Origin of the sequence: Paenibacillus sp. PsM32 (genome assembly GCF_030433815.1) — a bacterium.
GTDB lineage: Bacteria > Bacillota > Bacilli > Paenibacillales > Paenibacillaceae > Saccharibacillus > Saccharibacillus kyungheensis.
Window position 1 is genome coordinate 175,883 of the sequence record NZ_JARUWY010000010.1, and the last position, 23,132, is coordinate 199,014.

The 23,132-nt window shown below is 38.3% G+C and carries 16 protein-coding genes; 12 read left to right on the forward strand and 4 right to left on the reverse strand.

Annotated features, from left to right (window positions below; genetic code table 11):
* The first annotated feature begins 198 nt into the window (after positions 1-198).
* Positions 199-2,568: an AraC family transcriptional regulator gene (locus QCD85_RS18290; protein WP_301263477.1), complete on the forward strand. Its 2,370-nt coding sequence runs from the start codon at positions 199-201 to the stop codon at positions 2,566-2,568.
* A gap of 191 nt (positions 2,569-2,759) precedes the next feature.
* On the opposite strand, the gene QCD85_RS18295 is transcribed toward QCD85_RS18290, so the two are convergent.
* Genes QCD85_RS18295 through QCD85_RS18305 form a run of 3 tightly spaced genes read right to left on the reverse strand, consistent with a single transcriptional unit; the run spans position 2,760 to position 6,360 of the window.
* Positions 2,760-4,388 carry an extracellular solute-binding protein gene (locus tag QCD85_RS18295; protein ID WP_273616095.1) on the reverse strand — a complete coding sequence of 543 codons (1,629 nt, stop codon included), beginning with the start codon at positions 4,386-4,388 and terminating at the stop codon, positions 2,760-2,762.
* 45 nt (positions 4,389-4,433) lie between these two features.
* Positions 4,434-5,345 carry a carbohydrate ABC transporter permease gene (locus QCD85_RS18300; RefSeq protein WP_273616096.1) on the reverse strand — a complete coding sequence of 304 codons (912 nt, stop codon included), beginning with the start codon at positions 5,343-5,345 and terminating at the stop codon, positions 4,434-4,436.
* A 43-nt stretch (positions 5,346-5,388) separates the two neighbouring features.
* On the reverse strand, positions 5,389-6,360 hold the full coding sequence (locus QCD85_RS18305; protein ID WP_274170077.1) for an ABC transporter permease: 972 nt from the start codon (positions 6,358-6,360) through the stop codon (positions 5,389-5,391).
* A gap of 471 nt (positions 6,361-6,831) precedes the next feature.
* On the opposite strand from QCD85_RS18305, the gene QCD85_RS18310 reads away from it, so the two are divergent.
* The 11 genes from QCD85_RS18310 (at position 6,832) to QCD85_RS18360 (ending at position 21,593) form a co-directional block, all read left to right on the forward strand.
* Positions 6,832-7,353, forward strand: a complete 522-nt coding sequence (locus tag QCD85_RS18310) for a general stress protein (protein ID WP_273616098.1) — start codon at positions 6,832-6,834, stop codon at positions 7,351-7,353.
* A 279-nt stretch (positions 7,354-7,632) separates the two neighbouring features.
* Positions 7,633-9,399, forward strand: a complete 1,767-nt coding sequence (treC, locus tag QCD85_RS18315; protein WP_301263478.1) for an alpha,alpha-phosphotrehalase — start codon at positions 7,633-7,635, stop codon at positions 9,397-9,399.
* A 120-nt stretch (positions 9,400-9,519) separates the two neighbouring features.
* Positions 9,520-11,541, forward strand: coding sequence for a PTS system trehalose-specific EIIBC component (gene treP, locus QCD85_RS18320; protein ID WP_301263479.1), 2,022 nt, complete (start codon positions 9,520-9,522; stop codon positions 11,539-11,541).
* A 91-nt stretch (positions 11,542-11,632) separates the two neighbouring features.
* Complete coding sequence (gene treR / locus QCD85_RS18325; protein ID WP_273616101.1) at positions 11,633-12,361, forward strand: trehalose operon repressor; 729 nt, start codon at positions 11,633-11,635, stop codon at positions 12,359-12,361.
* Between the two features lie 323 nt (positions 12,362-12,684).
* Positions 12,685-13,608 (forward strand): PLP-dependent cysteine synthase family protein, encoded by a 924-nt coding sequence (locus QCD85_RS18330; protein WP_273616102.1) that lies wholly within the window; start codon positions 12,685-12,687, stop codon positions 13,606-13,608.
* Between the two features lie 2 nt (positions 13,609-13,610).
* Positions 13,611-14,747, forward strand: coding sequence for a bifunctional cystathionine gamma-lyase/homocysteine desulfhydrase (locus QCD85_RS18335; RefSeq protein ID WP_301263480.1), 1,137 nt, complete (start codon positions 13,611-13,613; stop codon positions 14,745-14,747).
* 450 nt (positions 14,748-15,197) lie between these two features.
* The gene (locus QCD85_RS18340) at positions 15,198-15,977 is read left to right on the forward strand and encodes a general stress protein (RefSeq protein WP_441005633.1); all 780 of its coding nucleotides are present in this window, start codon (positions 15,198-15,200) and stop codon (positions 15,975-15,977) included.
* 165 nt (positions 15,978-16,142) lie between these two features.
* Positions 16,143-16,802, forward strand: a complete 660-nt coding sequence (locus tag QCD85_RS18345; protein ID WP_301263481.1) for a general stress protein — start codon at positions 16,143-16,145, stop codon at positions 16,800-16,802.
* A 281-nt stretch (positions 16,803-17,083) separates the two neighbouring features.
* Entirely contained in the window at positions 17,084-17,881 is a 798-nt protein-coding gene (locus QCD85_RS18350; protein ID WP_301263482.1) for an ABC transporter ATP-binding protein, read from the forward strand.
* Positions 17,881-19,395 carry an ABC transporter permease/substrate-binding protein gene (locus tag QCD85_RS18355; protein WP_273616105.1) on the forward strand — a complete coding sequence of 505 codons (1,515 nt, stop codon included), beginning with the start codon at positions 17,881-17,883 and terminating at the stop codon, positions 19,393-19,395. Before QCD85_RS18350 ends, QCD85_RS18355 begins: the two co-directional genes overlap by 1 nt.
* 236 nt (positions 19,396-19,631) lie before the next feature.
* Complete coding sequence (locus QCD85_RS18360) at positions 19,632-21,593, forward strand: ATP-dependent DNA helicase (protein ID WP_273616106.1); 1,962 nt, start codon at positions 19,632-19,634, stop codon at positions 21,591-21,593.
* Positions 21,594-21,805: 212 nt separating this feature from the next.
* Here QCD85_RS18360 and QCD85_RS18365 read toward each other — a convergent pair whose 3' ends face one another.
* Positions 21,806-22,996 carry a stalk domain-containing protein gene (locus QCD85_RS18365; protein ID WP_301263483.1) on the reverse strand — a complete coding sequence of 397 codons (1,191 nt, stop codon included), beginning with the start codon at positions 22,994-22,996 and terminating at the stop codon, positions 21,806-21,808.
* Positions 22,997-23,132: the final 136 nt, after the last annotated feature.

The following is a 23,132-nucleotide window of genomic DNA, read 5'->3' on the forward strand; positions in this document are numbered from 1 at the left end:
AGTGTTATCTTTTACACGTTATAAACAATTCATTTATGATCAAAAAGAACTAAATTTGTAAGCAAATCGCAAAAATACCTTTTCAGCCCGCAAAAATACGTTACAATTGAGTTGTGAATATTTGTTGAATACATGTAAATTTAATATCAATGATCCAATAATCATAGCGTAATTACGTTTGATGTGAGGAGGAAGCAGATGAATCCGAAGCGTACAAGTTCAAGGTTGTTGCGGAGTTATATGTTGTCTTATTTACTTATTTTTCTGATTCCTCTTATTTTGATTACTGTTCTGGTCTATCAAAGCGCTGTTAAAAGTCTACGTACTGAAATAGAGCAATCCAATGTGAATCAGTTAAGTCAGGTACGAATGACGATAGATGGACGGATGAAAGAGTTAAGCGATATTGCAGCCCGGATCAGTTATGATAACAATCTGACTTCTTACATGGTGAAGCATCCGTATTATAGTCGTGAAGCGATTAATACACTGGCTCAATATCGAGCGAATAGTTCGATTATTGATGAGTTATTTCTTTATTTTCATAACGATTCGATGATCTATTCTTCTCAAGGATTAAGTAATTTGAATGTGGTTTTTGGACGAACATATGAATTTAATAATTGGACAAATGAACAGATTACACATGACCTTAATGAGATTAATTATCCGATGACTCGCTTAACCGAGCAATTGGGGACTCATTCACGCCAAAGGTCGATGTTATTACATATTGTGCCGATCAAGCCTGCTGATGCGTATCCATATGCGTCTGTAGTGTATGTGATTGAAGAATCCAAATTGACCGGAATGATGGATTCGATTTTGAATGATTTTAAAGGAAATAGTTATATTTTTGACAATACAGGTCAGGTACTGACGGTCAACAACCATGATCAACCGGTGCAAAATCAAGAATTGAATACGCTTTCAGATCTAGGAGAAGGTATTCATAGTATGATGTTGAATGGAAAACCGCAGTCTGTAGTGTCGGTCACTTCAGCGCAAAATGGTTGGACATATGTAACGACTATGCCAAGTGATCAATTTTTTAGTCGGATTTTTCATATTCAGACATTGATTATATTGGTGTTCGGATTGATTGCTCTAGTAGGTATCCCAATCGCAGTATTATTAGCGCGTAGACAGTATCATCCACTACGTGATCTGGTTGAATTTGCAAAAGAAAAAACCAATCATTCAACCATCCCATCTGTCTCCAGTAGCACTTCTAATGAGTGGACATGGATCAAAAACACATTGCATGATTATCGATATCAGATGGATATGCAGGAACCGTATGTTCGTCATCAGTGCTTACTATTGTTAATGAAGCATGGCAAGCCAGAAGATCCAGAGACGATACGTGTTATAGACAGTCTGGGATTGGAAGCCGATCATCATCAATATTTTGTCATGATTGTAGCCAGTGATATGTTATCTGAAGCTAGATATACAGATACATTACAAGCTACAGATACAGACATAGCCGAGACTCAGCGCTTGGAGAAATTACTGGACCCGTATTTATTTTTACCGGATATTTTAGCAGAAATCGATCTTCCTCATTTGAATGCACATATTTATGGAATAGAGTACTCATCAGGCAATCGGTTAGCTTTGGCGGTGTGCTGGCATCAGCTTGAAGAAGTAGAGCGTCAGCAACAAATGAAACAGATTGTAGAAGCAGTTAGAGAAATTGTGTTTGAACATTATTATACGTTGCCAACTGTAGGGGTAGGCACAAGTTATACACGTCTGGATGAGTTGAATCAATCTTTTATCGAAGCGGCAACAGCGATGGAATATCGATTAACGGATACCCAGCATAGTGTCACATACTTTGATCAATTAAATAGTGAAGCGGATCGTCCTTCAGGTGAACATTATTGGATTACAAATGAATCGTTATTAAAATTATCTCAAAGCTTGAAGCAAGGTAATATTATGGTTGCTTCCCATATGGTGCAGACGATTGTGGCAGACGTACGCTCACAAGCCTTACCACTTTCACTGATGCGGTGTGTTTTATTCGATCTATTAAATACAGTGCTCAAAGCGGCTTCAGAAGTGGGATTAATACGAAGTATACGCGATATGCCGAAGCTGGCTTCTTTTGAACGTACAGAAGAGTTAGAAGAACAACTACATCTATTGATTGCACGCATCTGTACATGTGCAGAACACAAAGAAGAAACCAAGCAATTATCTATGATGGATCAAGTGCTTGCTTATGTACGGGAACAGTATTGTGATTATGCGTTAAGTCTGGAAGGTGTGGCTCAGCAGTTTTCTATTTCTAGTTCCTATCTTAGCCGCACCTTTAAAGAAAAAACAGGGTATACGTTTTCTCAATATGTGTGGCAATTGCGTATGGATGAAGTGATCCGGCAGATGAACGATACCAACGATCCACTGAAAGATATTATTCTGCGTGTAGGATATCTGGATACCGCTAATTTTATTCGCAAATTTAAAAAAGAAACAGGCTGTACACCGGGGCAATATCGTAAGCAAAGTCTGCAAAATGAAGATCATAATCTACCGATTAACAACAGTACAGGATAATCAGGAGCAACACTGTTTGTAGGATAAAAAAGATGATAAAAAAAGACCTCAATCGCTATCTCTAGCGGAAAGAGGTCTTTTTTTATGAGTACATTTCTACGTTTACATATCAATCACATAAATTGCATGAATCACATAAATCACATAAATCACATAAATAATGTGCTTGTGCTGTATACTTGTCTACCTCTTTAGCTTGATTTCCAGCGATCATACGCTACCTGATAAATCTCTATAATCCGATCTCCACCCATTTGCTTGATCGTTGCTAGATACGTATCCCAACTGGTTAACGGTTCTTGTCCGGTAACAAATTTGGCTTCCATTTGCTCAATATACGTATCCATATCTGCACGTAGACTTGAAATTTCAGCCTGTTCTTCTTGCGTTAGATACAGAATAGGGAAAGGTGGCTGTGGATCATAGGCAAGAATTTTTTCGTCATTTTGCTTATCTACCCACGTATCAAATTCTTCTTTTAATCCTTTTTGCAAATCAGGGCTTAATAAAGTAGGCGCTGGCGTACCATAGTTCGGTGTTAATGTCCCACGGTAATCTTCACGACTATTGTACTGGCTTGGGAGCTCTTTCCATTTCTTAGTATGATCTTTTTCGTTAACCGTCTCGTACATCAGACCTTCAGGGCCTTTGTCGAACAGCATAGCACCTTCATAGCTGTACATATAATCGACCCAGCGCATAGAAGCTTCTGGTGAAGGGTTGCTTTCAGTAATAGCGAATGATCCGGTAGATAACCCCGGGTGAATAGCAACAGCCGGCTTGTCTACAGCATCACTTTTCACAGGAACAAACATCGGGTCTTTGGTTGTCGGCTTACCGCCATGTGTAAAATAAGCATGCCAATCTTGGAAAAGACCTAGCTGATTGTTAGCCCCTTTGGCTTTTTTCTGATCAGGAGTTTGTGAGAACGTTTCATGATCTAACAGATTTTCATTCCACAAGCGATTCATATATGTTAAAAATTCACGATATCCTTCTTCGGTACGAGCAAAATGTACTTTACCATCTGCATCATTATAGATATCTTCTCCATAGATACCCCAAGCACCTAATAACCATGAACGAATATCATCTAATTTGACAGAAGCTAAAGGAATTTCGTCTTTTTTGCCATTGCCATTCGGATCTTCATCGCGGAAACGAACCAACAGATCATACAATCCTTCGGTAGTGGTTGGTAGATCTTTAACTTTCAATGCTTCCAAAAAGTCACCGTTATACCACATCGGACTGCGATACCAGATACTTTGCTGATTGATTACCGGTAATGAATAAATATGACCATCCGGTGTAGTGATCGATTTACGGATAGATGGATCTTCGTCCATCAGCTTTTTGAGATTAGGTGCATAATTATCGATTAGACCTTCGAGTGGAAGCAAAATACCTTGATTTCCGTAGTTGACTTCGTCTGCTTGAGTGAGAGAAGAAGCATAGAAGATATCTGGATATTCACCGCTGGCAAATACTAGATTCTTTTTCGTTTCAAAGCTATCCAGTGGTGGATTTTCGAAAGTGAACGACACATTTGTTAACTTTTCCATTTCTTGAAAAGCAGGCATGTCTTTCCAGTTCTGTAGACCAACATCAGGGCCCATCATTGATAAAGTAATCTTTTCTTTGACGATAGGGAAGCCTTCTTTGCTTACATTTTCAGCCGAATTCGACTTGGCGGCTTCTTCAGCTTTGCCACCGGAACAACCAGCAAGTAGCGTCGTTCCTAATACCAACGATAATGCGACTGTACCTGTTTTGCGCATAAAAGTAGAACGGAATCGAAATGGAGATTGATTTGTCATAATAATCCTCCTTGTAAATGATAGTAGACATTCGATCGTAAGCGCTTACCCTTTGACTGATCCTATCATAACGCCCTGTACAAAATAACGCTGAACAAAAGGATAGACCGCAATAATCGGCAATGTGGCAACAATAATAACAGCATATTTGAGCAGAGCCGCCATATCTGCTTTGGCATTCATCGCCATTGCAGCTTCACCGCTCGTAGCGGCACCTTGAGCAGAAGTAGACATTTCTTGCAAAACAAGAATCTGACGCAATACCATTTGTAGCGGATACTTGGATTGATCATTTAAATATACCAAAGCGTTAAAATAACTGTTCCAGTGACCTACACCATAGAATAGTGCCATTACTGCAATAATAGGTGTTGATAACGGAACAACGATTTTTAGAAATAATCTCAAATTCGTACATCCATCCATATGAGCGGCTTCTTGAAGTTCAATCGGAATCGTAGATTGGAAAAACGTCCGCGCTACAATAATGTTCCAGACCGAAGCAGCTCCTGGCAAGATCAATGCCCACATCGAGTTCACCAGACCTAATTGTTTGACGATGAGATACGTAGGGATCAGACCACCACTAAAAAACATTGTGACTAGAAACATTCCCATAAAGAACCCTCGTCCTACAAAATCTTTACGACTGAGTGCATAAGCCGCAGGTAAAGTAACCAGTAGATTGATTAACGTGCCGACAACCGTATACAAAATCGTATTTCCATAACCGACCCAGATTTTACTATTTTCAAAAACCCTAATGTATCCTTCAAATGTAATTCCTTTGGGCAACAGCCACATTTCGCCTGAATTGACGTAAGAAGGTGTACTGATCGAAGCACTTAAAATGTAGATAACAGGGTAGAGTACTAGTACAAAAGCGATCGTCACATACAGGTAGTTGCAAATCAGAAACAAACGGTCTGTTTTGGTTTCTTTGATCACAGCAGCCATAGATTATCCCTCCTTAATACGTTATAGATAAGCTGTACATGAATTACCATAGACTATGTTCTGTTGTACGACGAGCAATCTGATTCACAGTAATCAATAGAATCGCATTAACCGCTGAATTAAATAGACCTACTGCTGTTGAGAAGCTGTACTGTACATTAATTAGACCGGTACGATATACAAATGTATCAATAACATCAGAAGAACTCATATTAAGAGCATTTTGCAATAACAAAATCTTCTCAAAACCAACGCCTAAGATACTCCCTATACTCAAAATCAGCAAAATTGTAATCGTCGGGATAATGGTTGGAATATTGATACTAATAATACGCCGAAAACGGCTTGCACCATCCATAATAGCGGCTTCATGTAGCTGTGGATCGACCGCGGAAAGAGCAGCAAGGTATATGATAGTTCCCCAACCTGTACTTTGCCACACACCGGATAAGACGTACATCGTTTTGAACCATGCCGGATCGGTCAGTAGATTAGGCGCGGTAAAGCCTGACCATTCTATAAATTTGATAATGATTCCTGTGGAAGGAGAAAGAAATGTAATAATAATCCCTGCCATAACTACAACAGAAATAAAATGAGGAGCATACGTTACAGTTTGTACAGTGCGTTTGAAAAATCCATTTTTGATCTCATTAAAAGCGAGTGCTAATAAAATAGGTAAAGGAAAACCAACAGCTAATTCGTATAACGAGATACTTAATGTATTCCATAATAAATCCCAGAAATAATAAGATTCAAAAAAACGTTTAAAATGCGTAAAACCTACCCAGGGACTATCGGCGATCCCTCGTGCGGGCAGAAAGTTTTTGAAAGCAATCTGAATGCCATACATAGGTCCATAATGAAAGATAAGAAAGTACAAAAATGCAGGTGCTATTAAGATGTATAATTCCCAATTACGTGTGATCCTTTTCCAAAGTGACTTACGCCGATCAGATACGCTAACTTCAGAAATAGAATCAGTATGAACGGTATTCGATACATTTCTTTGCATCATAGTCCTCCTTTCTGATGAAACGATAGAATAATAAAGAAGTGGTGTACCGCTATGTGTATAGTCTTATTGTAGAAATATAACGGTTAAACCGTAAATATGTGAATCATGAAGTGAATAGTAAAAAAGCGCATATTCCTTGTCAGTACAGGCTTTATAGAACATAGAGAATATCAATCTACTATTCAAAAAGATCAAGAAGTATGTAAAATTTGCTGTCATATAAGTAGTCATTTTAACAAAAAACATATAAATAAATGATTTTCCTATTTATAAAACGCTTACAAAATAAATATAAAATATCAATGTCAGTTGTATGCGTTTACATATGTGAGGTTAGTGATGGGGAGAAGTAAAATGTTTAGTACAAGAGGGTTATGTTTAAAATATCCCCATACGTTCTTTCCATTAAGTAGAAAGAAGTTCGTATTCTACATATTACAAATTCGCTTATTAAAGGATGATTATAAAATGGATCAAAACGATAAAGTGTTAGATAAAATTGTGGGTGTATTTGATAACGAAGCTCAAGTTAGTCGTACGTTAGAAGATTTGAAAGCAGCAGGATTTACAGAGCAAGATATTTCGGTTATTGCTAAAGACCATGAAGAGATCGAACGAATAGAGCAAGAGACTGATATGGATACAGCAGAAGGCATGGCTTCCGGTGCAGCTACAGGTGGAGTGCTCGGCGGGGTCGCTGGTCTGCTAATTGGATTAGGAGCTTTAACGATTCCGGGTATCGGGCCAATATTAGCAGCAGGGCCAATAGCGGCTACTTTTACAGGAGCGATTGTAGGAGCTGGTGCAGGCGGTCTTGCTGGTGGTCTAGTAGGCTATGGTGTACCTGAAGAAGATGCACGTCATTATGATGAGCGGGTCAATGAGGGAGCAATACTGGTATTAGTTGATGAATCAACAGGACGTGGAGCTGAAATTTATAATATTTTCCGCAAAAATAACGCTTCTAATGCACAATATGATGAAATGTAATTCATAGATCATTAAAAATCGATCTGCGAGTAAAACACCAATGAATGATAGATAATTTGTAAATAGCCATCAGAAAACCATAAGGCAATTGTACAGGTAATTAAACTGTACAATTGTCTTTTTTATGCCTATTTAGCCAGTAGACACATAGCTCCATTTTGCTAAAATAAATAGTCGTTGACAACTTGTATATACAAGAATATAATCCTGTATATACAAGTTAGATGTAAGCGATATTATAAACATCGATAGCAATCTGATTCAAGGAGAAATGTGAATATGAATGTTTTATCCACACAATCAGTCCAAATTACCCGACAAGACTGGTGGCGCAAATCGGTCGTGTATCAAGTCTATCCACAAAGTTTTAATGATACGACAGGCAAAGGAACAGGCGATATCAAAGGCGTTACTCAAAAGTTAGATTATCTAAAAGGATTAGGTGTTGAGATTGTCTGGTTACAACCTGTCTACTTATCCCCACAAAATGATAACGGTTACGACGTAGCCGATTACTACCGTATTCATCCTCAATATGGAACGATGGAAGATATGGAAGAATTGATCGCAGAGATCAAAGCACGTGATATGTATTTGATGACTGATATTGTAGTCAATCATTCTTCAACAGAGCATTACTGGTTCCAGGAAGCTCGCAAATCCAAAGACAATCCGTATCGGCATTATTATATCTGGCGTGATCCTGCTCCAGACGGCGGTGTTCCTAACAACTGGCAGTCCAAATTTGGCGGCTCAGCATGGCAATATGATGATCATAGCGGACAATATTTTTTGACATTATTTGATAAAACGCAAGCTGATCTAAATTGGGAAAATCCTAAAGTTCGACAAGAAGTGATTGATTTGTTGACTTTTTGGGCAAATAAGGGTGTTAGCGGATTTCGGATGGATGTTATTAATTTGATCTCCAAAGATCAGAATTTCCCAACCGATACCGATGAAGGTGGTCTAGCTATTAGAGACGGTCGTAAATTTTATACTGATGGGCCGCGTGTACATGAGTATGTAAAAGAGTTGTATGAAAAAGTATTTGAACCTTATCAAGCGGTAACGGTAGGGGAAATGTCATCAACAACACTGGAGCATTGTATACGTTATTCTAATCCAGAGGAAAAAGAATTTTCGATGACCTTCAATTTTCATCATTTGAAAGTAGATTATCCGAATGGTCAGAAATGGGAATTGATGCCGTATGATTTTGAAGCATTAAAATCATTATTGTCCCACTGGCAAGTAGGAATGCAGCAAGGGGGAGGATGGAACGCTTTATTTTTCAATAATCATGATCAGCCGCGCGCATTATCACGTTTTCTAAATGATGATCAATACCGCGTAGAAAGTGCCAAATTATTAGCAACCACTTTGCATGGCTTACAAGGAACACCTTATATTTTTCAAGGTGAAGAAATAGGGATGCCTAATCCGCAGTGGTCAAGTATTGATGAATTTCGAGATATAGAATCTACGAATATGTATCGCATTTTGCAAGAACAAGGCAAATCAGCGACAGAAGCATTAGATATTATTCGTGAACGTTCGCGTGATAATTCACGTACACCGATGCAATGGGATAGCAGCACTAATGCAGGATTTACAACAGGAACACCATGGATCAAAGTAGATGAACGTTATCCAGATATCAATGTACAGTCTCAGCTTCATGATCCGTTCTCCGTTTATCATCATTATCGTCAATTGATTACACTTCGCCAGCAAATAGAAGTGCTCACCGATGGTACATATGAACGATTAGATCAGTCCCATCCTCAGATATTTGCTTATACACGTAGCAATACACATGAGCGCATCATCGTTATTTCTAATTTTAGTGCAGAACAAGCAGTATTTCATTTACCAGAGCAGATCACACAACAATACAGTTCAGCACAATTACATGCGGCTACTTTATTGATCGGCAATACAGTCACTACACCACATGTAAGTGAATCCATAACTTTAGAACCGTATGCGTCTTATATGTGGCTTCTGCATGAAGATCGTTCTGTATCCAATCGTTCTCAATAATTGATCCAAATAATCAATCATTAATCTATACAAATAAAGTATGAGTGGAGTAGAGCAGAATCAATCTGTTCTACTTTGCAAGTACATGAACATGCAGACATAGTGAAGGAGTGGGGTTAGGTGGCAGATATCGATAAAAAAAGTGTAGAGCAGATTATAGCCGCAGTCGGTGGCAAAGAAAATATAGAAGTAGCTACACACTGTGTAACACGATTACGATTTGCTTTGCATGATGATAGTCTGGTAGACAAAGATGCGTTGGATCAGAATGATCTGGTTAAAGGACAATTTTCATCGCAAGGTCAGTATCAAGTAGTTATCGGTCCCGGACTTGTTGATAAAGTGTACAACGAAATGATAGCGATTACGGGCGGTAATCGTGCTTCCAAAGACGATGTGAAAAGTGCAGCTAGTAAAAAGCAAAATCCGATTCAACGAGCAATCAAAACACTAGCTGATATTTTTATTCCGATTTTGCCAGCGATCGTTACAGCAGGTTTATTATTAGGGATTAATAATATTTTGACAGGGGCAGGTATTTTCTTTGAAGGACAATCTTTAGTTGATGTATATCCACAATGGAAAGATTTTGCTTCTATTATAAATACGATAGCCAGTACAGCCTTTACGTTTCTTCCTGTATTGATCGGTTGGTCAGCGACCACCAGGTTTGGCGGTAGTCCTTTACTCGGGATTGTACTCGGTCTGATTCTAGTTCATCCAGATCTTATGAGTGCTTACAAATACGCAGATGCTGTCAATAGTGGCACTGTACCTGTATGGAATCTATTTGGCTGGGAAATCAATAAAATCGGTTATCAAGGACAAGTATTACCTGTACTTGTATCCGCTTACGTATTATCACGCATCGAAATATTTTTAAATAAACGAATAGCTGATTCTTTTAAACTGTTATTGTTAGCTCCTATTACCTTATTAGTAACTGGTTTTCTTGCATTTACCGTTATCGGGCCGGTTACGTTTGCAATTGGTAATGTGATTACAAGTAGCTTTGTCTATGTATTTGATACCGTTCCTGCTCTAGGTGGTCTAATCTATGGTGGATTGTATGCATTGCTAGTTATTACAGGAATGCATCATACGTTCCTTGCAGTCGATGTGCAGTTGATCGGAACACAAGGCGGCACCTTCTTATGGCCAATGTTAGCTTTATCTAATATTGCTCAAGGTGCAGGCGCATTAGCTATGGTACTTATTTTGAAAGATCAAAAAAGTAAAGGTCTGGCGATTACATCGTCTGTATCCGCTTTTCTCGGTGTAACTGAACCGGCGATCTTCGGGGTTAATATTCGTTACAAATATCCTTTTGTATTCGGAATGATTGGTTCAGCTATCGCAGGGGTGTTGCTCACGATTAATCATGTGTTGGCGTATTCAATAGGGGTCGGCGGTATTCCCGGATTCCTTTCTATTTTCCCGGATCAGTGGGGCGTATTCTTTATCGGTATGGCAATCGTATTGATTGTTCCTTTTACACTGACATTGTTATACGGCAAAATTATGATCCGTCGTCAGCAAAATAACAGTTCTGCTGATGATACGAAAAATGTATCCAAAGCAACGACTCCAACAACGACCGAATCGGTTAAAGGTTCTGCTCATCAAGCGCTATCTGGTTCTCAATCGAATGCTACCAGTGATGCAGATGCAGTGGATGTGTTGGAAGTATTAGCTCCTGTCACAGGAGAAGCGGTTATGTTGGAACAGGTACCTGATCCTGCTTTTGCTGAAAGACAAATGGGTCAAGGGATCGCTATCGAACCGACAGATGGCAAGATTGTTGCTCCATTTGCCGGAACTGTTGTGCATATTATGGCGAATAGTAAGCATGCTATGATTTTGGAACATGCTACTGGTGTACAGATTCTGATTCATGTAGGTATTGATACTGTAGGTCTCAAAGGCGAAGGATTTAAAGTCCATGCGGAGACAGGAGATACAGTAGAAGCAGGTCAATTGTTATTAGAATTTGATCGTGATGTGATTCAGGCAGCAGGGTATCCGATCGTTACACCTATTATTGTGCCAGATGGTCAAGATATGATTGAATCGATTGAAGAACTTCCGGGTACAGTCAATGACTTGAAGTATCAGATTCTAAAAATTCATCTTAAACAATAAGCTTGATCTCGGTGACGTTGGTATATTGCGTAAAACAATTTGCTGATTTCAGATGATTCAAAAAGTGCTACAATAAATGTGGTGATGACAAGTGAATACTAATATTTTTCTACAAATTTATCATGATTATTCAGAACGTATTCAATCCGGTGAGATCGCTGCGGGTACCAAACTTCCTTCTGAAAATGATCTAACCAGAGAATATGGTATTTCTCGCGAAACAGTGCGCAAAGCACTTCAATTGCTTTCAGAGAATGGGTTTATTCATAAGATCAAAGGCAAAGGTTCATTTGCACTTGATATTGGACGAATGAATTTTCCGTTAAGTGGTCTGGTTAGCTTCAAAGAAATGTCTGAACGAATAGGACGCAAATCGCAAACGATTGTTTACAAAACAGAGCATATTCCTATACCTCATGCAGTAGCTCGTCATTTGGAAACAGATAAACATGCAACTGTATGGCAAGTGATTCGTGCTCGCAATATAGAAGGCGAAAAGGTCATTCTGGATAAAGACTATTTCCGCTCTGATATTGTCCCGTTGTTAACAACAGAAATTGCTAGCGGATCGATCTATGCTTATCTGGAACAAGAATTGAATTTGCAGATCAGTTATGCTAAAAAAGTAATTTCTGTAGAAGATGCAACCACTGAAGATTATGAATTGTTAGACTTAAAAGAGTACACTCATGTTGTTGTAGTACGCAACTATGTTCATTTAGAAGATACGACTCTTTTTCAGTATACCGAATCAAGGCATCGATTAGACAAATTTCAATTTGTCGATTTTGCTAGACGTTCTCCTGGAGAAGAAAAGTAGATGTATCAATGAACAACAAAAGAAGTTAGTACAAAAAGGTCTGTCTTGTTCGCTGTTATTCAGTGAATAGTGACAGGCTTTTTTGTGATCACATGTGTTATAAGAGGCGGAAGTATAGTTTTTCCCATTATGAGAATAAGTGCTGACTTGTTTGACTTTTAACCGTAATCTTACTACACTCAAAGTATAGATTGATAATTCCTACTTGTTTAATTGGTTTTTTTATTTTCCTATTTATTGACCAATGGTTTAAAATACAATATTTATTATGATTATTCATATAACAACACACAATGATTAGATCATCAAAGGAGCAAACTCGAATGGCTTTATATCGCAGTACTATGGATTTGATCGGAAATACACCACTGGTGGAAATCAATGCGTATGATTTACCAAGAGGTATTCGGTTATTTGCCAAGTTAGAATTTATGAATCCTGGAGGCAGTGTCAAAGATCGGGTAGGTAAAGCGTTACTTCACGATGCACTGGCTACCGGCAAAATCAAACCAGGTGGCACACTTGTGGAAGCGACAGCAGGAAATGCAGGGATAGGTCTAGCGATGGCGGCGATCCATGAAGATATTTCTGTTGTATTTGCTGTGCCAGAGAAATTCAGTATCGAAAAGCAGACCTTAATGAAAGCGTTAGGAGCTCGAATTGTGCATACTCCGACAGCGAAAGGAATGCGTGGTGCTATAGATAAAGCACGTGAATTGGTAGAAGAAATACCGGGTGCATATTGTCCGGGGCAATTTACCAATCCAGATAACCCCAAAGCGTATTATCAAACGATGGGACCTGAGATATGGAACGATCTTGAAGGGAAAGTGGATGTATTTGTCGCAGGGGCAGGCTCTGGTGGTACATTTATGGGCACAAGCCGTTATTTGAAAGAGCAAAATCCAAATATCAAAACAGTCATTGTAGAGCCCGAAGGTTCTATTATCAATGGCGGCGAATCGGGATCGCACAAAACCGAAGGAATCGGGATGGAGATGATTCCTGAATTTATGGATAAATCGTATTTCAATACAATTCATACGATCAGTGATGAAGATGCTTTTCATCGTGTCGCTGAATTGGCTCGGCTAGAAGGATTATTGATCGGAAGTTCAGCAGGATCAGCGCTTCATGCTGCTCTTTTAGAAGTTGAAACAGCGCCCGATGGTGCTCATATCGTCACCATTTTCCCGGATAGTAGTGAACGTTATTTAAGCAAACAAATTTATGAAGGTGGTATTTAAATATGAAACGCAAAACAAAATTGATTCACGGCGGTATCTCTGGTGATCCTCATACAGGCGCAGTCAATGTGCCTATTTATCAAGTAAGTACGTACAAGCAAGAAGAGATTGGTGTACACAAAGGATATGAATATTCTCGTACAGGCAATCCGACACGATTTGCATTGGAAGAATTGATTAAAGACTTAGAAGAAGGATATAAAGGATTTGCTTTTGGCTCAGGAATGGCGGCTATTCATGCCGTATTTACTATGTTCAATACAGGCGACCATATTTTGCTTACAGATGATGTCTATGGAGGTACATACCGTATCTTCACCAAAGTGTTAGCACGTCTGGGGATCGAGTCTACTTTTGTAGATACAACCGATCTGGATGCTATTCGCCAAGCGATACAACCGAACACTAAAGCTATCTATGTGGAAACGCCAACCAATCCTTTGCTTAAAGTTACAGATATTCGCGCTGTAGCCGATGTAGCCCATCAACATGATCTATTATTTGTCGTCGATAATACATTTGCTACCCCATACTGGCAAAATCCTATTCCATTAGGAGCAGATATTGTGCTTCACTCTGCAACTAAGTATTTGGGAGGGCATAGTGATCTGGTAGCAGGGTTAGTTGTAGTAAATAGTGAAAAGCTTGCTGAAGAGATCCATTTTATTCAAAATGCTGTCGGTGGAATTCTAGGGCCACAAGATGCATGGTTATTGATTCGTGGGATCAAGACATTGGGACTACGTATGGAAGCGATAGAACGTAATGCACAAGAAATCGTAACGTTTTTAACCGAACATCCAGCAGTAGGCAAAGTCTACTATCCAGGTCTAACTTCTCATCCACAACATGAATTATCCAAAAAGCAAACAACAGGTTTTGGTGGTATTATTTCATTTGATGTCGGTAGTGATGCCAAAGCAGCAGAATTACTCAAAAAGCTGACTTATTTCACATTAGCAGAAAGTCTAGGAGCTGTAGAAAGTCTTATTTCAGTACCTGCACGTATGACTCATGCTTCTATTCCAGCAGAACGAAGAGCAGAATTGGGCATTACACCAGGATTAGTACGTATTTCGGTAGGCATTGAAGATGGAGAAGATCTGATTGATGATCTCAAAAAAGGTTTAGATCAATAACTTCATATTATACAAACAAGCGATAAACTATCACTAAAAATGACAAAAATGAAATATTTATTTTTGTTGTAAACCAGTGTATAGATGATCGCTTGTTTTTTTTATTTTATATTTTTTTAGAAAACATCGCACGATCCTCAGACAATGAATACGATAGAGTATTACATATAACATTATAGAAATAATACCGTTTGAATAAAGAGAGTCAATAAACATAAATGGTGATCAGAAGTAGTGATTATAGCAGTGTATATTAGAAGAAAAGCGCTACCATTAACCAAATGTTGGTTGGTTTAATCTTTTTTATACGGTTAATAACACTATAAGCGACAAACACATATAAAAAAAGTGCAGTTCAATTGTCTGCACAATTATTACTTACATGCAATCATTTATACATGATGCAACTTTTCAAAAAAAGTGTACTTATCCTGAGGAGGATGAAGAAAAATGATGGACCATAACAATACAAATGAAATCAATAACGAGCAAACAAATGACAAAGTTGTAGGAATGTTTGTAGAAGAACAACAAGCAACTCGTGCGATTGAACAATTAAAAGCCGAGGGTATTTCTACAGATCAAATCTCTGTTATTGCAAAAGACAAAAAAGATTTAAAACATATTAGTGAAGAAACAGGAACAAAAGCTCCTGAAGGGATTGCTACAGGTGCAACAGCAGGAGGATTGTTAGGCGGTACTGCCGGTCTTCTTGCAGGTCTGGGTATGATGGCTATTCCGGTATTTGGCCCGATTATGGCAGCAGGCCCAATCGTTGTCGCATTAACAGGAGCAGCAGTCGGCGCAGGTGCTGGTGGTCTAGTAGGCGGTCTGATTGGACTTGGTATTCCTGAAGATGAAGCAGCAGAATACGAGAACAATGTAAATGAAGGACAGATTTTGGTATTGGTAGACAAATCTGCGGGTCATCGCAATATGATTTATGATATTTTCCGCAATAACCATGCTTCTAATAGTCGATTCTATGATCATAATGATGCAGCATCACCAACGATCCCAACAACAACGGCAACACCAGCAACAGATCATTTGAGTACACCTGTGGATCATACGGTATCGACAGATTCGATGAACAATGATCGTGCTAATATAAACGAAGATGAGCAGACAGCTATTTTACGTGAAGAAGCACGTCTGGGACGTAGTAATGAAAATGTAGTTGATAAAGATGTTTCTTCTACGCCAACTAATCCATTACACCGCAATTAATCAATAGGACTCATCACATCATTATTTATAATTTTACAAATAATGAAAATATTAGAATATAACCAAAAATAGCTGTTTTAAACACTTTTTTACGGTTAATCATATAGCAGAACGATAGAAACAGAACAATATAAATTTGCTTACAATCCAAGGAGGATAAACACTATGGAAACTCATAACACTAACGATTTAAATAACACTAACGAATTGAACAACGACAAATTGGTAGGCGTATTCCAAACAGAACAACAAGCTAGTCAAGCGATCGAAGACTTGAAAGCGTCTGGTATTAACAAAGACAATATCTCTGTTATCGCCAAAGACAAAAAAGATCTGAAGCATATCAGTGAAGAAACAGGAACCAAAGCACCTGAAGGCATTGCAACAGGAGCAGCGGCTGGTGGTACAATCGGTGGGGTAGCAGGATTGCTAGCAGGTATCGGTATGATGGCTATTCCAGTATTTGGTCCAATTATGGCAGCAGGTCCGATTGCAGTAACATTAGCAGGCGCAGCAGCTGGAGCTGCTGGTGGTGGATTAGTAGGTGGACTTATTGGTCTTGGTATTCCTGAAGATCAAGCAAAAGAGTACGAAAACAATGTAAAAGAAGGTCAAATTCTAGTCTTGGTTGATGAGCATACAGGTCGCCAAGTAACAGTATATGATATCTTCCGCAAAAATCAGGCTTCCAATACAAAATATTATGATACAGATACAACAACTGCTACAACAGGAACAGGTATTGATAGTGTAAATGTTGATCCTGATTTGAATGATCGTAGAGTGGACAGCGAACGCGATCCATTGAACTTGCCTAGAAAATAAGTTGTTGATATAAAGACAACAAATTATAAACTTATGTGTAATTAAGGTGCTAAAAGGCTCTATAAGCTAATCACTTATAGAGCCTTTTTTTGTATTTAATTTTAAGTGTTCCATTGGATATAACTTGGGTAATAGTAAAAGAAGTGAAATATAGTTAATATTCCATTATTTTATTGTAAGAAATCTTTTGTTGTTCACACTCTATCGTACGTATTTATTTACAAATATTATTATACATAACTACATAGAGATGAGATTGATTATAAATAGGAGGCATGTTCATGATTAAATTTGCACAAGTATCCAAACAGTATGAAGATGGCACGATTGCTGTACATCCGATGGATTTACATATTCAAAAAGGTGAATTTTTCGTATTGGTTGGGCCAAGTGGATGCGGTAAAACCACAACTCTCAAAATGATCAATCGATTAATAGAACCAAGCTCAGGATTTATTTCTATTAATGATCAACAAGTCAATGATGCTCCTGTACATGAACTGCGTCAAAGTATAGGGTATGTGCTTCAACAGATCGCTTTATTTCCACATATGACGGTAGAAGAGAATATTGCTATCACTCCTGAATTATGTGGATGGGATCGCAAAAAAATAGATAAACGTGTCGATGAATTACTTCATATGGTAGGGCTTGATCCTAAAGTGTTCCGCACTCGTAAGCCGGATGAATTATCAGGCGGACAACAACAACGTATCGGTGTACTGCGTGCGCTTGCTGCTGATCCACCTGTCATTTTAATGGATGAACCTTTCAGTGCACTTGATCCGCTAGCCAGAGAACGATTGCAAAACGATCTGTTAGAACTTCAAGTGACGATTCAGAAAACGATTGTATTTGTCACCCATGATATTCAAGAAGCGCTCAAGTTAGGAGATCGGATTGGTCTAATGCGTGAAGGGAAAATGATTCAAGTCGATACTCCAGAGCAGTTGTTACATCATCCTGCACATCTATTTGTAAGTGAATTTTTCAGCTCTGTACAAGGGGAATCGTATACATTCAATTCACCTTCGCTGCTCAAAAAAACATCTATATCTAGCAAAGGAGACGCTGAATAATGAATAATATATGGGAAGTAATGATTCAGCGGCAAGATCAGTTATTACAAGCATTGACTCAACATATACTTATTTCTTTTGTAGCTTTGTTATGTGCTTTAATTATTGCTATTCCGTTAGGTATTTATATCGCACGTCATTTGAAAATATCTGAAGGGATATTAGGTATTGCCGCTGTATTACAGACGATTCCTTCGCTTGCTTTGCTCGGTTTATTGATTCCGTTATTAGGGATCGGGATTGTACCTGCAATTGTAGCGATCGTAATCTATGCGCTATTGCCGATTTTGCGTAATACATATACAGGTATCCGAAAAGTCGATCCTTCGTTATTAGAAGCGGCTGATGCGATGGGAATGACCCCAACAAAACGATTATTTAAAGTCGAATTGCCTTTAGCGATGCCTGTTATTATGGCGGGTATTCGGACAGCGATGGTACTTATTATCGGAACGACTACATTAGCAGCTTTGATCGGTGCAGGTGGATTAGGGGATATCATATTGCTCGGTATTGACCGTAACGATACAGCTTTGCTTATCTTGGGTGCTGTACCTGCGGCATTGTTAGCGATTATCTTTGATGTTCTGCTACGTGTGATCGAAAAAAGATCATTCCGTCAATCTATTATCTGGTTATCAGCTACAGCATTGATCGTGATTGCGGTAAGTGTGATTCCGTTACTGAATAATACGCAAAAAGATCTGGTGATTGCAGGTAAGCTTGGAGCAGAACCCGAAATTTTGATCAATATGTACAAAGAATTAATCGAACAAGATACCAATCTAACAGTTGAACTCAAGCCAGGAATGGGTAAAACGCCATTTTTGTTTAACGCTCTAAAAAATAAAAATATCGATATTTATCCTGAGTTTACAGGTACAGCGTTAGCTGAATTTTTGAAAGAAGATGCTGTAAGTACAGATAGCAATCAAGTATACAATCAAGCGAAAGAAGGAATGGCGAAAAAGTTTAATATGGATATGTTATCTCCGATGGAATATAACAATACGTATACTTTAGCTGTTCCTGAGGCTTACGCACAGCAGAATAATTTAGAAAATATTTCAGATCTACAAAATGTATCGTCACAAGTCAAAGTAGGTTTTACACGCGAATTTGCTGATCGCAATGATGGATATGTAGGCATGACCAAGTTGTACGGATTTACATTTCCTAATTTGCAAACGATGGAACCGAAATTACGCTATAGTGCAATCGCGTCCGGTGATATTCAATTGATGGATGCTTATTCTACAGATAGTGAATTGCAACGATATAAGTTGAAAGTGCTCAAAGACGATAAAGGATTATTTCCACCTTATCAAGGTGCGCCATTGATGCGTGATGAGACTTTGAAGCAATATCCTGAAGTAGCAGAAGCTTTAGATCATTTGTCCGGTCAGATTACAGATGATGAGATGCGCAAAATGAATTATCAAGTGGATGTTGAAGGGAAACCTGCATCCGAAGTAGCCAAAACGTTTTTACAGCAAAAAGGATTGTTGAAATAAAAAGAACTTGTACATTGTTTATTTTGTACTGCATTTTTGTACAACAACAATGTTAGATCAAAGTCGTACGATTTCAGTGGATTACAAATCATTGAATAGTACGGCTTTTTTTGTATATTTCATATCTATATCTTCAATTGTGAAAAATTTGTTCATAAACAGTTGTACCTTGTTGTTCACATTTGAGGTATAATGAAAGGATGCACTAAATCAGATCACTTGGAGGAATACACGGATTGAACACTTATCCATTTACATTTGATCCCGGACAACCATTTATTAAGCAGGCGAGTGATTGGATCGCGGATGTTTTTTATGATATTTTACCCGAAGCAGGTTTTGAGGTAAGAGACGAACAGATTTATATGGCTTTTCAATTGGAAAAAGCATATGCCGAAAAGAAAACTATTTTTGCAGAAGCGGGTGTAGGTACAGGGAAAACACTAGTCTACCTTTTATATGCTATTGCTTATGCTCGTTATACACGCAAGCCTGCTATTATCGCTTGTGCCGATGAGTCGTTGATCGAACAGCTGGTCAAACCAGAAGGGGATATTAGCAAGCTTGCCAAGCATCTTAATCTGGTAGTAGATGCCCGTCTAGGGAAATCGCCGGATCAGTATATTTGCTTAAACAAATTGGATGTAGTACGTGATGATGCAACAGAAAGTGATGTGTATCGCGATATCTATGCCGGTTTGCCGGAGTTTGTACATTACCCGGATACAATGCAATCTTTTTATCCATATGGTAACCGCAAAGAGTATCCTGAATTGACCGATGGCGAATGGAATCGGATAGGTTGGGATGTATTTCAAGATTGTCTGGTATGCCCGCAACGTCATCGCTGTGGTCAGACATTATCGCGTGAACATTACCGTAAATCGTCTGATTTGATTATTTGTTCACATGACTTTTATATGGAACATGTCTGGACATATGATGCTCGCAAACGGGAAGGGCAACTTCCTTTACTGCCTGATCACAGTTCAGTTGTATTTGATGAAGGTCATTTGTTAGAAACAGCAGCTCAAAATGCCTTAACACACAAATTAAAACATTCTCTTTTTGAAAGTATTGTTGTGCGCTTGTTAGAAGGAGAAGTTCGTGAGACGTTAGCACTTGCAGTAGAAGAAGTGATTTTGGAAAGTGATATTTTGTTCGAAAAGTTAGCGAAGTACAGTCAGCCTGTACCTGCTTCAGATCGCAAAGAAATCAACTGGAACGAAGATCTGATGAACCAAGTCGGACGTGTCCAAGCACAGATTGCTGTGATTGAAGAAGAGTTAGTATTTGAAAGTGCATTATTTACACTGGATGATTATCAGCTCAAAATTGTAGAAGAACATCTAGAAATGATTCAAATCGCACTGAACCTTTGTCGCAAACAAGATCAGTTGATCTCATGGGTCACAGGAGAAGAAGCGGATCTTACACTGGTGATTATGCCGAAAAAAGTAAAAGAAATTCTGAACGAGAAAGTATTTGCTAAAAAAATGCCTGTTATTTTCTCTTCAGCAACGTTATCGGTAGAAGGTTCATTTGATTATATTGCGCATAGTCTGGGAATCGATAAATATCTTGCCTTCTCAGTAGCTTCTCCTTACGATTACAAAGAACAAATGCAAGCGAATCTAATGCCTGTATTGCCAGGTGTGACGACTACATCAGGTGCTTCTTTGGGATTGTTGGATCTCAATGCTGTCAATGTACAGTCTGAAAGAGTACTTGGATTGTTGGATCAATCGGGTGGGCGTGCTCTTATCTTATTCTCTTCTGTTGAGGAATTAGCTGCGTTCCGTCAAAGTACACAAAATTTTACAGGGTATGCTAAATATCGCATGTTATATGAAGGATCTGCCGAGATCAGTCATTTGATCTCTGCTTTCCAACAAGATGAGACTAGTGTATTATGTGCAGTTACGTTATGGGAAGGGTTAGATATTCCAGGACCTTCGTTGTCCAATGTGATTGTCTGGTCATTACCGTTCCCTTCGAACGATCCATTATTTGCTTCACGCCGCGCGGAAGCAGTAAATGCTTTTGAAGAAGTCGATATGCCTTACATGCTACTTCGTCTCCGTCAAGGCATGGGACGCTTAATCCGTTCACGCGAAGATAGTGGAAGTGTATCCATCTTCGGTCGAGAACTGGATCAACCGGATGTTCGTCAAGCGGTTGAGCAGTTGTTACCTTGATTTGGATGAAATATAAATAGTAATCAGAATTATTTTGTTAAGAAGTTAATAGTAGTAGTGTAATGACAGATCAAATATATAGATTATAGTACAGCAAAGGAATTGAATAGTCGCTTATTCAATTCCTTTTTGCTGTGCACATATAAGGATAGGATGTAGCTAGTTTTTACTTTATAACACTATGATCATTCAAAATAATATCTATTTTATAATCAATCTTTTATCGTATATACATACTTTTTCACTCCGCTTGTTGAATACCCTTGATTTTTAAAAGTCAAAGCTCCACTTTTATTTTCACCTGTAAATATCAGATCATCTCCATGATAGGGCACATCATTACCTTCACAATACTCTTGTTCTTCTTTATTCAATAACTCTTTATAGAGCAGAATGCTAGACTTATCTCGTAAATTAATTAATGTAAGAAGACCTGTACGATTAGGACGCACAATTAAATAATGATCACTGATTCCAACTACCGAGTAATTAGTTTTTATACCTGCTAAGGTAGCCAGGTTGCGAGTAGAAGTGATTTTACCTTCACTATCTAGAAATTCAAGTGTATCTTTATTAACAAGCACGGCATTGCCTTTGTATTGAAAAATATTGTCATCGTACCGTTGCCAGTAGTCGACATTCGCCTGACGAACAATCTTATCATCTTTAATAAAGGCTGTATAAAAATCATAATTAATACTCGGTTCGCCATAATTATCTAACCATTCCACAACATGTCCACCTGTATTCACATCATAGACTTGAAGACGAGATACATTTTCTAGCTTATTGTTTAACTTTCCAGCAAGTACGGGTGTAGCAAAAGCAGAAGAAGAGAAATATAACTCATTATTTTGGTTACTGAACCAGATTGTAGCTGTTTTGCTATTTGCTTTATCGAAAGTGATATCAGATTTGAAAGTAATTAACTTTTTCTTGCTGTTCCAACTCACCTGCTGACCGGAAGCTTCGGCGATCATACGTGCGGGTACATAAGTAAAATTTTTAATCGTAACTATAGCTTGTGGGAGGTTTTTTACTTTTGTATTAACTTTAACCGTCCCTTTTTGTACATTCAATTCAGTTAAATATTTTGGATAAGTTAGTGTAATTGTATGTTGGGATGCATTCCAATACGTATGAATACCTACTTTTTGACTGATTTCGCGTAAAGGTAGATATACAGAACCTTTGATCATAACAGGGGGTGTTTGGAGATCTTGTGTAATGTTGTTCTCGTTGAGCATGACTTGAATCGTAGATTGAGTTATAGATGAAGTAGCTGCATAAGCAGTTGTTGATGGCTCGGTATACAAAGCAGACAGTGGAGTTGCAGAGAGAGCAGTAGAAAATAAAGCAATAGTAACTATTTTAGCAGTAGAACGAATCGTAGAGTATATCATTGTAAGAGCTCCTTTAGTAAATTAATATGTAAAATATAATATATGAACAATAGTATAGACGTGATCTAAAATAAAAGGTTGCATTTACTTTGAATGGTTAAAAATGGTTATATTTTGAGCGAAAGTGGTATATGTC